Source organism: Psychrobacter immobilis (assembly GCF_904846225.1).
Lineage (GTDB): Bacteria > Pseudomonadota > Gammaproteobacteria > Pseudomonadales > Moraxellaceae > Psychrobacter > Psychrobacter immobilis_F.
The window spans coordinates 107,090-121,029 of the sequence record NZ_CAJGZJ010000005.1 but is presented as its reverse complement, the minus strand read 5'-3'; the positions used below and the strand labels follow the sequence as shown (position 1 = coordinate 121,029).

At 44.3% G+C, this 13,940-nt stretch carries 8 protein-coding genes; 7 read left to right on the top strand and 1 reads right to left on the bottom strand.

From position 1 onward, the window contains the following. Positions 1 to 358: 358 nt before the first annotated feature. Positions 359 to 2,230 (top strand): gamma-glutamyltransferase, encoded by a 1,872-nt coding sequence (ggt, locus tag JMX48_RS05710; protein ID WP_201535563.1) that lies wholly within the window; start codon positions 359 to 361, stop codon positions 2,228 to 2,230. 1 nt (position 2,231) lies between these two features. Here the strand turns inward: ggt and JMX48_RS05705 are convergent, their stop codons facing one another. Beyond that, positions 2,232 to 3,044, bottom strand: coding sequence for a helix-turn-helix domain-containing protein (locus JMX48_RS05705; protein WP_201535385.1), 813 nt, complete (start codon positions 3,042 to 3,044; stop codon positions 2,232 to 2,234). Between the two features lie 316 nt (positions 3,045 to 3,360). Here JMX48_RS05705 and JMX48_RS05700 point away from each other — a divergent pair, with 316 nt between their 5' ends. From JMX48_RS05700 to dnaE, 6 genes are all read left to right on the top strand, one after another. Further along, positions 3,361 to 4,356 (top strand): proline racemase family protein, encoded by a 996-nt coding sequence (locus JMX48_RS05700; protein ID WP_201535382.1) that lies wholly within the window; start codon positions 3,361 to 3,363, stop codon positions 4,354 to 4,356. 138 nt (positions 4,357 to 4,494) lie between these two features. Then, a complete protein-coding gene (locus JMX48_RS05695; RefSeq protein ID WP_201535380.1) occupies positions 4,495 to 5,751 on the top strand; it encodes an NAD(P)/FAD-dependent oxidoreductase in 1,257 nt (418 codons plus the stop codon). A gap of 92 nt (positions 5,752 to 5,843) precedes the next feature. Beyond that, positions 5,844 to 6,710: a 4-hydroxy-tetrahydrodipicolinate synthase gene (gene dapA, locus JMX48_RS05690; protein WP_201535377.1), complete on the top strand. Its 867-nt coding sequence runs from the start codon at positions 5,844 to 5,846 to the stop codon at positions 6,708 to 6,710. A gap of 99 nt (positions 6,711 to 6,809) precedes the next feature. Beyond that, the gene (locus JMX48_RS05685; RefSeq protein WP_201535374.1) at positions 6,810 to 8,294 is read left to right on the top strand and encodes an aldehyde dehydrogenase; all 1,485 of its coding nucleotides are present in this window, start codon (positions 6,810 to 6,812) and stop codon (positions 8,292 to 8,294) included. Positions 8,295 to 8,363: 69 nt separating this feature from the next. Next, the gene (locus JMX48_RS05680) at positions 8,364 to 9,812 is read left to right on the top strand and encodes an alanine/glycine:cation symporter family protein (RefSeq protein WP_201535370.1); all 1,449 of its coding nucleotides are present in this window, start codon (positions 8,364 to 8,366) and stop codon (positions 9,810 to 9,812) included. Between the two features lie 280 nt (positions 9,813 to 10,092). After that, positions 10,093 to 13,821: a DNA polymerase III subunit alpha gene (gene dnaE, locus JMX48_RS05675; protein ID WP_201535367.1), complete on the top strand. Its 3,729-nt coding sequence runs from the start codon at positions 10,093 to 10,095 to the stop codon at positions 13,819 to 13,821. Positions 13,822 to 13,940 lie beyond the last annotated feature (119 nt).

The following is a 13,940-nucleotide window of genomic DNA, read 5'->3' as shown; positions in this document are numbered from 1 at the left end:
TATGTATATTTATAACACGTAACATTACAATTTAGTAAGATTTACGTCTCATTTTAACGCTATTTTTTACTTATCTTTAAATAATTATTAATAAAAATATTTAAGTAGCTATGATAATAATCATACAAGCACTAGATTTTTTATAATAACAAACAATAGTGAAAAATATTAAATTCAATAAACAACTTTCTACCACTAGATATTTTCGTTACTATTCATGTGTCTTGATTGTTTCCTAAAACTTACAAACCTAATTTTCTACTCACGTAAAAAGGACTTTGCAATGTCACCATTATTTTCTTGCCCTCCTAATCACACCACTCAACAGAGTAAAACAATCCTCAAAACGTCATTCAAAATGACCGCTTTATTTATCAGTTGTACGTTATTTCTATCCGTATCCGCCCATGCGCTTGAAACCACTAATTCAGCAAACAGTGAGGCGATGAGCAAAACTGCCATCAATACCAGTGCAATCACGACTAATGCACCTACCGTATTGACTGAAAACCAGCGTATTACAAGAGCCAAAACCAGCAGCCTTAGCCTTAAACCTACGACAAACACGGCCAAAACCGATCAAGCCATCTATTCTGCAGATGCTATCGAACATCCAGTTTGGGCAAAAAATGGCATGGTCGCAAGCCAAGAAGCCCTCGCTTCTGATATCGGCCTTAAGATTTTAAAAGACGGCGGTAATGCCGTGGATGCTGGAGTCGCGGTTGGTTTTGCGCTTGCCGTTACCTTACCGCGCGCAGGCAACATCGGCGGCGGCGGTTTTATGATGATTTATGATGCTAAACAAGGCAAGACCGTGGCACTCGATTATCGTGAAAAAGCGCCAAGTGCTGCCACTCGTGATATGTATCTTGATAGCGAAGGTAATGCCGTCAGTGATTTATCTCGCTACCACGGATTAGCGGTTGGTGTACCGGGGACAGTAGCAGGATTACTCAAAGCGCTAGAGGAGCATGGCACGATGAGCCGTGGACAGGTCATGGCACCAGCGATTGCTTTGGCAGAAGATGGTATTGAAGTCACCGCAGGGTTATCAGAATCGCTAGAAGCGTTGAGCGATCGCATGCAAAAATGGCCAAGTACCAAAAAGATATTTTTTAAACCTGACGGCAGTACCTATCAACCGGGCGAACGCTTAAAACAACCGGAACTTGCTCGCTCGCTGAAACTGATTGCCGCGCAAGGCGCAGATGGATTTTATAAAGGCGAAACGGCCAAGAAATTGGTGAAAGCCGTGAATGATGCGGGTGGTCGTATGAGCTTAGAGGATTTGGCTGACTATGAAGCCATCGCCCGCGAACCTGTGAAAGGTGAATATCGTGGTTATGAGATCGTCTCTATGCCACCACCGTCTTCTGGTGGTATTCACATTATTCAAATCTTGAATATTTTGGAAGGTTATCCGCTAAAAGAATACGGACAAAACAGCGCGCAAACCATTCATTTAATGGCCGAGGCTATGCAATTGGCGTATGCTGACCGAGCTGAATACTTAGGCGATTCTGATTTTATCGATGTACCGTCAAGTGGCTTAACGTCACAAGCGTATGCCGATAAGCTACGCACGTTGATTGACCCAAATAAAGCCACACCAGCGTCTACTATTAAAGCCAATAATCCCCTACCATATGAGAGTGATCAAACCACGCATTTCTCTGTCGTTGATAAAGACGGCAATGCGATATCCAATACTTATACGCTCAACTTCACTTACGGTACGGGTCTGGTCGCTGAAGGCACAGGTATTTTACTCAATAACGAGATGGATGATTTTTCTGCCAAGCCCGGCGTGCCAAATGGTTATGGATTATTGGGCGGTGAAGCAAATGCCGTTGAAGCCAATAAACGCCCGCTATCCTCTATGAGTCCGACGCTCGTATTCAAAGACAGCAAGCCTTACATCGTCACTGGTAGCCCAGGTGGCAGCCGCATCATCACGACGGTTCTGCAAGTCATCTCTAACGTTATCGACCATGATATGAATATCGCTGAAGCAACTCATGCGCCGCGTATCCATGACCAATGGTTGCCCGATGAGATTCGAATCGAAAAAGCACTCAACGTAGATACCATTAAAAAGTTAGAGTCAATGGGACATAAGGTTAGCCCGCAAGCCACGATGGGTTCAACCCAGTCGATTATGATTACCCCAGATGGCGTCTATGGCTCTTCTGATCCGCGTATCGTCGATGCAGCAGTGGTTGGCTATTGATTTAATTCTTTAATAATAAATGCATTTGGCGGAACTGGCTGGGTGACATACCTGTAAATTGTTTAAATTGGCGGCTAAAGGCACTGTGATCGCTATAGCCGCAATTTAACGAGATTTGCGTGACTGACATCTCAGGCATAGCCAATAGTTTAACGGCATACTCCAATCGCAGCTTTTGTACAAACTGTAATGGTGACATATTTAATACTGCTTTAAAGGTTCGCTCTAACTGCGACAAGCTCAGATGTGCCAGCTCCGCCAATTCTGCTATATTGATTTTCTTATCAAGATTAAGGCGTACAAATTGCGCCACTTCAGCCAAACGTGCGTGTTTACGTAAAATACGTTCGTTGTCTTCATCAATATCTACAGAAATACCGACCATGGCGATGATCTGATGCTGACTATTATAAATAGGTAGCTTATTGGTAATACACCAGCCTAATGTACCTGAGGCATAACTGTGCAGCTCTAAATTATCAATAATTGAGCGTCCTTCTCGTAACACCTTCATATCTTGCAAGATGTAATCCTTACTCTGTTGGTGAGAAAACACCTGCTCAGTCGTAAACCCCACAATATCTTTATGCTGATTTAACTGACAGCGCTTTAATAGCGTCTTATTTGCCAGCTGATACTGTGCCTGTTCATCTTTCACAAAAAACACCACGTTTTTTAGCATATCAAGCAAAGGTAGCAATAATGAGACATTACCAATAAACGCCTCTCTACTCTCTGGATAATAAGAGGCCATGCGATGGCGCAATGACGTTGTCAACGTGGCAAGTCCTGTCTCTTCCAATACATCTGTCATTCCATGTCCTCCTTGTCACATCAATTTCATGTTGATTTTATCTAGAGCGCATCCTCATTTTTCTCATCGATTACTCACTCTTTGATGATCAGGCTGCATTTTTCTCTCATTATTGCTCTGCACAATATCTTCTAGTGTACACCGACCAACTATGCAGGAATGCGCATTTTTTCATCAAAAAACAGCAAGACGCACCCATCAAAAAAGTTCAATCTATAAACAGACCACGCTAATAGAGTATGAGCGATAAGGTTTATTACGCAACAGTACACAACAATGCAATGTGATTTTTCACGGATGAATGAGGATGTCGGTCATGGATGCGCCCCTATTTAATTTCAAAATTATTGACTCGCATACGGGTGGTGAGCCTACTCGCCTAGTCTACGCTGGGTTTCCTACGCTCGTCGGTGAAACCATTCAAGAAAAACTGTATGACTTCAAACAGAGTTTTGACCATTTACGTCAAAGCATCATTTTAGAGCCCCGCGGTAATGATGTATTGGTCGGTGCCCTACTATTACCTGCTACCAATCCTAAAGCCACAGCAGGCGTTATTTTCTTTAATAATGCAGGCTATTTGGGAATGTGCGGACATGGCACTATCGGTGTCATCGCATCGCTTGCGTATCAACAAAAAATCTCAGCAGGCACGCATTGGCTTGAGACTCCAGTGGGTTTGGTTCAAACAACCTTGCATGATGATGGCAGTTGTAGTGTACAAAACGTGCCTTCTTATCGTTATAAAAAACAAGTTGCCGTAGAAGTGCCTGAGTTGGGTGTTGTCCATGGTGATATCGCATGGGGTGGTAATTGGTTCTTTTTGGTGAGTGATCACGGACAAGACATTCAGGCGAGCAATGTTAAAAAGTTGACCGATGTCTGCATGCAAATAAAACAGGCCTTAATCGCGGCCAATATCACTGGCGAAAACGGTAGCGAAATTGACCATATTGAATTGTTTGCAGACAGCATGGATGCTCACATCGATAGCAAAAACTTTGTGTTATGTCCCGGTGCAGCGTATGACCGCTCGCCTTGTGGCACTGGCACCAGCGCCAAACTTGCTTGCCTCGCCGCAGATAACCGCTTAGCACCTGAGCAGCTATGGCAGCAGCAAGGCGTGGTCGATAGCGTATTCACAGGCAGTTATCGATATGCCTCTGAGCAAGATAATGAGGCTGAGGCTGACGATAGCATCTACCCCGAAAAGGCCATTATCCCAACCATTTGTGGTCATGCGTATGTCTGCGCGGAAACCACCTTGATAATCCAAGCAGACGACCCTTTTAAATGGGGCATTTCGTCTTAATAGGTCTATGTCCACATTTATTTATCAACGTATCGCATTTAAGCATATCAAAATTTAAGTACAGCAGTTTCTAGGCAAACCGTTTTTGGGCAAATAAACATTCGAGCCGCGTTGATTTAAGCACTATAGAGAGCACCTATGACTACCTCACAATTCGACTTGCATATTATCGGTGGCGGCATCATCGGGCTTGTCACGGCAGTCACCTTGCAAGCCCGAGGGGTAAAAGTAGTATTGCTGGAAGCCAATGAGATTGGTCAAGGCGCCTCCATCGGTAATGCAGGACATATCGCAACCGAACAAGTCTTTCCTATTGCTGATGCTAGTATGCTTCGCCATATTCCAGCCATGTTATTGAATCCAACAGGGCCGCTGCGCTTAGATTGGCATTATTTACCACGCCTTCTACCTTGGGCTACACAGCTGTTACTGAATATGCGTCCTGAGCCATTTGAGCGTATTCATCAAGCATTATTGAGCTTGAATAAAAACAGTCTTCAAGCGTGGCAAGACTTTGCTACAGAATGGCAGCTCAATGAATGGGTACAAGTAAACGGCTCATTACTAACTGTAGAAAATCCGAATAGCATAGAGCTATTAACCAAACATGGTCAGCGCCTAAACGATATAGGCGTGGCTAACGAATTATTGAGTAAAGATGCACTACAAGAACATGAGCCTGCCTTGCAAGACAATCAATTGGCGGCATTATTTTTTCCAGATACAGGCCATATTACCGATTTGACCGCGGTCATCAATCAGCTGAGTCACACCTTTAGACAGTTGGGCGGCCGAGTAATTGAACACTGCCGCGTACTTGATGCAATCGTTAGTGACACTGGTATTCATCTAACCACCAGTCAAGGTGACATGAGCGTTACCAAAGTCATGCTAGCAGCAGGGGCCCATTCAAAACTCCTTGCCAAACAGCTAACAGGCGTCAACGTACCACTAGATACCGAGCGTGGTTATCACCTCATGCTACCGCAAGAAAGCGCGCGCTTACGGATTCCTGTATCAAGTATGGACAGACGATTTATCATGACGCCGATGCGAGCAGGTCTGCGCTTGGCAGGCACTGTAGAGTATGCAGGATTAGAAGCACCCGCCAATATGCAGCGGGCGCAAATGCTTCTGCAACAAGCGCAGCCCATGCTAAAGACTTCATTAGATGCCAGCAATAATATGTCGTGGATGGGTTTTCGCCCCTCAACAGCGGACTCTTTACCTGTCATCGATAAGGTTGATCGAATATTTTTAAATTTTGGCCATCAGCATTTAGGGCTAACGCAAGCGGTTGTCAGCGCACAGATGATTGCCAATTATTATTTTGATGATATTCATACTATCGACCCAGCACCATATCAACTAAGCCGCTTTAAGAAGGCTTTTTAAAAACAGTCATGGTAAGACCCATAATTATGCACAAAAACTCAATCGATTCGATAGTGAATCACCATTAAATCAACAGCTATAAGGATACTCTCATGAACATAAATGGCATTCTGGTCCCAATCGTTACTCCATTTGACAGTAACGGCAACGTAGATGCAAAAACACTGACCACATTGGTGGAAACCTTTATTGATAAAGGAGTCGCTGGTATCGTTGCTTGCGGCACCACGGGTGAATATTATACGTTTTCAGCAGCAGAGCGTGAGCTGGTTCTAACCACTATCGCCAACGCAGCAAAAGGCAAAGTTACCCTTATCGCTGGTATTAACAGTTTATCGACCGACCACTCTATTGAGCTTGCCACACAAGCAAAAACCTTAGGCTATGACGGGCTGATGCTGTCTGCCACCCCTTATAGCTTGCCTGAACAAGACGGTATCATCGCTCACTTTGAAAAAGTTGCAGATGCCAGTGAACTGCCGATTATTATGTATAACTTTCCAGCGCGTGTCGGCGTCAGTATTGAGTTTGATACCGTGGCTCATCTAGCCAAGCATCCTAACATCATTGGTGTAAAAGAAAGCAGCGGCGACTTTAGTCATGCGCTACGTATGTTACAAGCCAATTTTGATAACTTTGACGTGGTTTGTGGTTGCGACGATCAACCAGTGGACTTCTTCTTTTGGGGCGCAAAAAGCTGGATTGCTGGCGCAGCAAATGTTTTCCCTGAAGAGCAAGTGGCCTTGTTTAATGCCACCCAGCAAGGCGATTGGGATAAAGCTAAGCAAATTATGAGTGATATTTATCCTGCTATTCATTCTATGGAATCTGGTAATTACAACCAAAAAGCCAAAGCAGGTTGCTTAAAAGGCAGCGTTGACGTTGGTTCCGTGCGTGTACCACTGACGGATATGCCAGCCGATGAAAAATCAGAATTCTTAGCACTATTATCTAAATAACACTTTGTATTATAAAAATACTGTTAAGGATAACCATTGCTGAATGGCATGACTTTATAGATATCTATGGTCGCGCATTCAGTATATAAGGATTAAAAAATGAGCATAACCAAAGAGCAAGTATTCGAGCAAGCCAAACAACAAAAACTCTGGGCAGGTCATCTAATAGCCGCTGACAATATATCAACAGCCACAGTAGACAATCACACTCCAATTGATAACAGCTTGATTGGTCAGATTGCGTCTGGTACTAGCGAAGATATTGATATCGCTGTACAAGTGGCGCGCGACAGTTTTGAGAATGGTGAATGGCGCCGTTTGGCACCTGCTGAACGCAAAGCCATTATGCAGCGTTGGTGTGCACTCATGCACGAACATAGCGAAGAGCTTGCAGCATTAGATTGTGTGGATGCGGGCAAACCCATTACCGAATGCTTAAATACCGATATCCCAGCAACGATTGAGACTTTTGAATGGTATGCCGAAGCGGCGGACAAAGTCTTTGGTAAAGTAGCGCCAACTGGTAGCGCAGCGTTGGGTCTTATCGTTCAAGAACCTATTGGTGTCGTCGGTGCCGTACTACCATGGAACTTCCCTGCGCAAATGTATGCGTGGAAAGTCGCCCCTGCGCTCATCATGGGCAACTCTGTTATCGTCAAACCAGCTGAATTGACGTCGTTATCTGCCTACCGTTTGACAGAGCTTGCCTATGAAGCTGGCGTACCAAAAGAAGCGATACAGATGGTTTGTGGTCTTGGTGAAAATGTTGGCGCAGCTCTTGGTCGGCATATGGATGTCGATATGGTGTCATTCACTGGATCAACAGAAGTCGGACGCTTATTTTTACATTATGCAGCAGAAAGTAACTTAAAAGAGATCGTCTTAGAATGCGGCGGCAAAAGCCCACAAATCGTTTTTGATGATGCCGTACTTGATGAAGCCGCGATCAACGACATACTGTCTGCCGCGTTTTGGAACATGAGTGAAAACTGTAGCTGTGGCTCACGTTTGCTCGTCCATAGTAGCCAAAAAGAGCGCTTACTTAACCAGCTAAAAGAAGGTCTTAAAGAATGGAAGGTCGGCTCGCCTTACGATGTCGATACTGCTATTGGACCCATGATCGAAAAAGCCCATTTCGAAAAAGTTTGCCATTATTTAAAAACCGCTAAAGATGAAGGTGCAACGCTTATCGCAGGCGGTTCTATTCGTGAGGATTTAGGTAGCGGTTGGTATATCGAACCGACGATTTTTGATAATGTCAGCGCCGATATGACGCTCTTTAAAGAAGAGGTTTTTGGTCCTTTACTGGCAGTTACTAGCTTTGAGACCGAAGATGAAGCCATCAAACTGGCAAACGAGACCAATTATGGTCTAGCAGCTTCTTTTTATACACAAAATATCAAACGGGCTTATCGAGTCGCTTCAGCTATCAAAGCGGGCACCATCTCTATCAATGGTTTTTCAGAAGGCGACATTACAACGCCCTTTGGTGGCTATAAACAGTCAGGATTTGGTGGTCGTGATAATGGGCTTGAAGCTTTAGCACAGTATGCTCAGACCAAAACTATTTGGGTGGTGAATTAATAAACCCACCTATTAATAGGTTATCAACAAATTAAGTCTCTTATCACATACTTACAAGGAAGTAACGTCATGGAAGCGATTATTAATACCTTGGTTGGTTATATATGGAGCGATGCTCTAGTGTACTTAGCACTTGGTGTCGGTATCTACTTTACAGTGATCACACGCGGTGTCCAATTTCGCTATCTTAAGGAGATGGTAAGACTATTATTTGATAAGCAAACATCAACCCAAGGTATCAGCTCCTTTCAAGCGTTTAGTATGGCTCTGTCTGGTCGAATCGGTGTTGGTAATATCGCCGGTGTAGCAACAGCAATTGCCGCAGGTGGCCCTGGGGCTATATTTTGGATGGTTGTCATGGGGCTACTCGGTGGGGCTAGCGCCTTTATAGAATCGACTCTTGCACAAGTCTATAAGCACACCGTTGACGATCAATACCGCGGCGGCTCACCATTTTATATTGAGCGCGGGCTTAGGATGAAACCGTTTGCTATCTTGGTCGCGGTGGTGACCTGCTTATCTTATGGCGTTCTGGTACCGGGTGTGCAGGCCAACACTATCGCTGACTCATTTAATACGGCTTTTAACATCCCACCTATCGTGACTGGTGCGATTATCGTTCTGCTACTGGCATTTATTATCTTTGGTGGTATCAAACGTATCGCTGGCTTTGCTAGTAAAGTTGTTCCCATCATGGCCATTGGCTACGTTATGATGATGGTCATCGTCTTAGTATTTAATGCCTCAAACCTGCCAGCAATGTTTGCACTTATTTTTAAAAGCGCCTTTGGTATGGATGCCGTATTTGGCGGTATCGTCGGTCTAGCAATCTCTTGGGGCGTTCGCCGTGCCGTATTTTCTAACGTGGCAGGTGCGGGTGAAGCAACCTTCAGCTCAGCTGCTGCAGAAGTCTCTCATCCCGCCAAACAAGGCTTGGTACAAAGCTTTTCTATCTACATTGACACGGTTATTGTTTGTACTGCCACAGCCTTAATGATTTTATCAACTGGCATGTATAACGTGATTCCTTCAGAAGGCATGGTACTGGTAGAAAACATGCCAGGTGTCGAAGCGGGTACGGCATTTACTCAAGCCGCTGTCTCAACGGTATTTAGCCAATATGGCAGTGGTTTTGTGGCGATTGCTATCTTCTTATTTGCTTTTACTTGCCTGATTGCTTATTACTATATCGCTGAAACTACACTGGTCTATCTCGATCAAAAACTGCGCTATCCTGTGCTAAAACCTTTGCTAAAAATCATCTTCCTTGTGGTGTGCTTGACCGGTAGTGTACAGTCTGTGGGTGTCATGTGGGCGCTCGGCGATATCGGCTTTGGTAGTATGTGTTATCTTAACTTCATCGCCATCGTCTTACTCAGTAAACCTGCTATAAAAGTGCTAAAAGATTATGACAGACAAATGAAACTAGGAATCAACCCTATCTTTGATCCCAGAAAAGCTGGCGTTGAGAATGCAGACTTCTGGATAGAATATAGTGATAAATATGGTAAACACTAATAATTAGCCCACTAATCACAAATATCATGCCTACTAAAGCCTTCTATATTACTGTATAGAAGGCTTTTTAATAAGAAGAAAGCACCGAGCTCATAGCGATTACTCCGTTCAATCGGTGGCTGTCTACGGTAAATAATGCTATCATTAACGACCTGATTCAAAATGAATAAATACGCATTCTGCCGTATTATTTGCAATACATTACTAGCTTAAACCATTGATAATATTATATTTATTTTATTATCAGCCTATTTTTTGATCGTATCCGTAAGAGTCCTCTATGTCATTTGTACACCTTGGTATTCATAGCGAATATTCAATCACCGATTCTATCGTGCGCATCAAGCCGCTGGTCAAAGCCGCTGCGGCTGACCATCAGCGTGCGCTTGCATTGACTGATTTATCCAACCTTTATGCGACGGTGAAATTTTATCGCGCCTGTTTAGGCGCTGGTATCAAGCCGATTATCGGTAGTGAAGTCATCATGGATAATGAAGACACGCGGCTAACGCTACTAGCGATGAACAATGAGGGCTATCAAAATATCACGCGTATTGTCTCACTCGGATTCACTGAAGGCCGTGCTGATGCTGCCAATCATGGCGTGCCGGTCGTCAAACGCAGCCATATTTTAGCGCACGCAGCAGGTGTTATTGTCTTATTTACTGAGAAATCCGATGTCGGTCAAGCGCTCGTCGGCTCTATGCCAGAAAAAGCCGACGAGCTACTGACTGAATGGCAAGCACAGTTCGATGATCGCTTATACTTTGCTATTAAGCGTACCAATCGCTCAGGCGAGGATGCCTTTATTAAAGCGGCTATCCACTCAGGTGCCAAACATAATATTCCTATCATTGCGCATAATGACGTGCGCTTCTTAGAGCAAGATGATTTTGATGCCCATGAAGCGCGCGTTTGTATCGCAGGCTCATATGTACTTGCTGATCAAAATCGCCCGCAAACTTATTCAGATGAGCAGTATCTTAAGACTCAAGACCAGATGGCGCAGTTATTTACTGATCTGCCGCAGGTGGTTGATAATACTTTGCGCTTAGCAACGCGCTGCAATGTGACTTTGACACTTGGCATCAACGTCCTACCCGACTTCCCCGTTCCAGAAGGCGAGACCATTGAATCGTTTTTCCGCGCAGAGTCAGTCCGTGGGCTGAATAATCGATTAGACAAGCTGTTTCCGATTGAAGCACGTAGCGATAATTGGAGCAACTTTCGCCAAAAATATGACGAACGTCTCGAATACGAGCTGGAAGTTATCTTGTCTATGGGATTCCCAGGTTACTTCTTAATCGTCATGGACTTTATCCGCTGGGCAAAAGCCAATGGCGTGCCGGTTGGACCAGGTCGCGGTTCTGGTGCAGGCTCACTCGTCGCTTATGCCTTAAACATTACCGACCTAGACCCTATCCATTACGACTTATTATTTGAGCGCTTCTTAAACCCTGAGCGGGTATCGATGCCCGATTTCGATATTGACTTTTGTATTGAAGGTCGCGATCGAGTCATTGATTATGTGGCGCAAACCTATGGTCGTGAAGCGGTCTCGCAAATCATTACCTTTGGTACGATGGCGGCAAAAGCGGTGGTGCGAGATGTGGCGCGCGTACAAAGCAAATCCTACTTTCTTGCCAGCAAATTATCTAAATTGATCCCAAAAACGCCTGGCATTACCCTTAGCCAAGCACTTGAGCAAGAGCCTCAGCTCAAAGACTTAATCTCTAATCCTGATAATATGGATTATGAAGATGCCATTGAGATTTGGGAGATGGCAATCAAGCTGGAAGGTGTTTGCCGAAATGTCGGCAAGCATGCTGGTGGCGTACTCATTGCCCCGCATAAGATCACGGATTTTAGCGCCATTTATTGTGATGATGAAGGTCACCGCGTCAGCCAATTTGACAAAGATGACGTCGAAGCTGTCGGTCTAGTCAAGTTTGACTTTTTGGGTTTGCGCAACTTAACCGTTATTAATGCGGCGGTTGAAAACATCAATCTGCGCCGTGTTAAAGAAGGCAAAGATGTCTTGGTATTAGAAGATTTGCCATTAGACGACAAAAAAGCCTATAAACTATTGCAAGATGCCAAAACCACTGCCGTCTTTCAGTTAGAAAGTATGGGTATGAAAAAGTATCTGGCCAAATTGCAGCCGACCAATATCGAAGACGTTATCGCTATGTGTGCGCTGTATCGTCCGGGCCCACTAGATGCGGGCATGGTGGATATGTATATTGACCGTAAGCATGGTCGTGAGGAAGTCATTTATGACCATCCCAATCTTGAGCCAATTTTAGAGAACACCAACGGCGTTATTGTTTACCAAGAACAAGTCATGCAAATCTCTCAGGTTATGGCAGGTTATAGCTTGGGCGGTGCGGATATGCTGCGCCGTGCCATGGGTAAGAAAAAACCTGAAGAGATGGCCAAACAGCGCGATATCTTTATTACTGGTTCAACCTCACAAGGTATCGATGAAGTCACTTCAGGGGGCGTCTTTGACTTGATGGAAAAATTCGCCGGTTATGGTTTTAACCGCTCGCACTCAGCTGCTTATGGTGTTTTGGCTTATCAAACGGCTTACTTAAAACAGTATTATCCTGCTGAATTTATGGCAGCGGTATTGACGTCTGATATGAACAATACTGACAATGTGGTGTTCTTTATCAACGACTGCCGCGAAAATTTCGAACTAACCGTCGTTAATCCATCAGTCAATCGCAGTGAATGGCATTTTGTCGCCGATACCCCAACCAATATCATTTATGGCTTGGGTGCGATTAAAGGTGTTGGTGAAGGTGCTGTTGAATCTATCGTTGAAGCGCGCCGCCGTGAAGGTCCATTTAAGGATTTATATGATTTTTGTCGCCGAGTAGACATCAAGAAGGTTAATAAACGCACGCTTGAGGCGTTAGTGAGCGCAGGCTGTTTTGATGACTTTGCGACTACCCTACGTCCTGATTTGCCAAGCGACGAAGCGTACGAGATTCGCGGTGCGCTGATGAGTCAGCTACCAAGCGCGGTACAAGCCGCTGAGCAAGACCGTCAAAACCGCGAAATCGGTATGATGGATTTGTTTGGTGAAATGGATGGTGTCGTCGCGGCACCGCCACTTGTCATGACTGCTGAACTGATTTGGGGTGATAAACATCGCCTAAAAGCAGAAAAGAACACTTTGGGTCTGTACTTAACTGGCCATCCAATCAATGAATACTTAGATGAGCTCAAACGCTATACTTCAGGCGCTCGTCTCGACAAGTTGACGGATACAGGCTATAACGGTAGCTGCTATTTTGCGGGATTGATTATAGATATTGCCAATTTCGGTAATCGCAATGTGATTACCTTAGATGACGGCACTTCTCGTCTTGAAGTGAGCTGTTATGCAGAGCGTTTTAATCGCGTGAAAGATCAGCTAAAAGTCGATGAAGTGGTTATTATCAAAGGCAGTATCCGTGAGCGTGATGGACGTTTATTTGCGCGTCTTGATAGCGCCATGAGTATGGTTGACGCACGCTTGCGTTGGCTCAAAAAGATCAGTATCAAAATTCAAGGCAGTGATATTAATTTGCTCACACATCTGCAACCGTTACTTAAATCAGCACAAACGGACATTATCCCAGCGCCGCGTCTGTCTTATAATAATGAGGAAGATGAGCAAAGTAATAATAGCGGTTATAATCCTTCGATGGGCGGCAGCTTGTACGATGAGAACGGCAATGACTTGTTGGCTTTAGAAAGTGACATGAATCAAGACACCCTTTATCAAAACGAAGCAAATCAAGGGCTGACTCAACATGGTTATGCCAATAATGCGTTGAGTAATACAGACGCCTCCATTAATGATAACTGCCTGCCGCTTGGACTCAGTATTTATGAAGATTTTGGCATTGCGAATGTCGGACTATCTGAGCACTGGCGTATCTACCCCAATGATGATAATTTACAGCAATTAAAGAATATGCTTAGCGAAGACAACTTACATTTTCATTACAACTAGGGTGTGTCATCATTTAGATTGTGAGGCTTAAAATGAGATAAATTACAGTCAAACAAGGAAAATAACGCAGATAATATCGAGATATTAACCAGTTATTTGACGACGTTTGGCAAAATTTA

What these genes read in the sequence shown, in the direction of transcription:
- dnaE (WP_201535367.1), top strand. Translation starts at nt 10,093, where the DNA reads ATGTCATTTGTACACCTTGGTATTCATAGCGAATATTCAATCACCGAT.
- ggt (WP_201535563.1), top strand. Translation starts at nt 359, where the DNA reads ATGACCGCTTTATTTATCAGTTGTACGTTATTTCTATCCGTATCCGCC.
- JMX48_RS05705 (WP_201535385.1), bottom strand. Translation starts at nt 3,044, where the DNA reads ATGACAGATGTATTGGAAGAGACAGGACTTGCCACGTTGACAACGTCA.
- JMX48_RS05700 (WP_201535382.1), top strand. Translation starts at nt 3,361, where the DNA reads ATGGATGCGCCCCTATTTAATTTCAAAATTATTGACTCGCATACGGGT.
- JMX48_RS05695 (WP_201535380.1), top strand. Translation starts at nt 4,495, where the DNA reads ATGACTACCTCACAATTCGACTTGCATATTATCGGTGGCGGCATCATC.
- JMX48_RS05685 (WP_201535374.1), top strand. Translation starts at nt 6,810, where the DNA reads ATGAGCATAACCAAAGAGCAAGTATTCGAGCAAGCCAAACAACAAAAA.
- JMX48_RS05680 (WP_201535370.1), top strand. Translation starts at nt 8,364, where the DNA reads ATGGAAGCGATTATTAATACCTTGGTTGGTTATATATGGAGCGATGCT.
- dapA (WP_201535377.1), top strand. Translation starts at nt 5,844, where the DNA reads ATGAACATAAATGGCATTCTGGTCCCAATCGTTACTCCATTTGACAGT.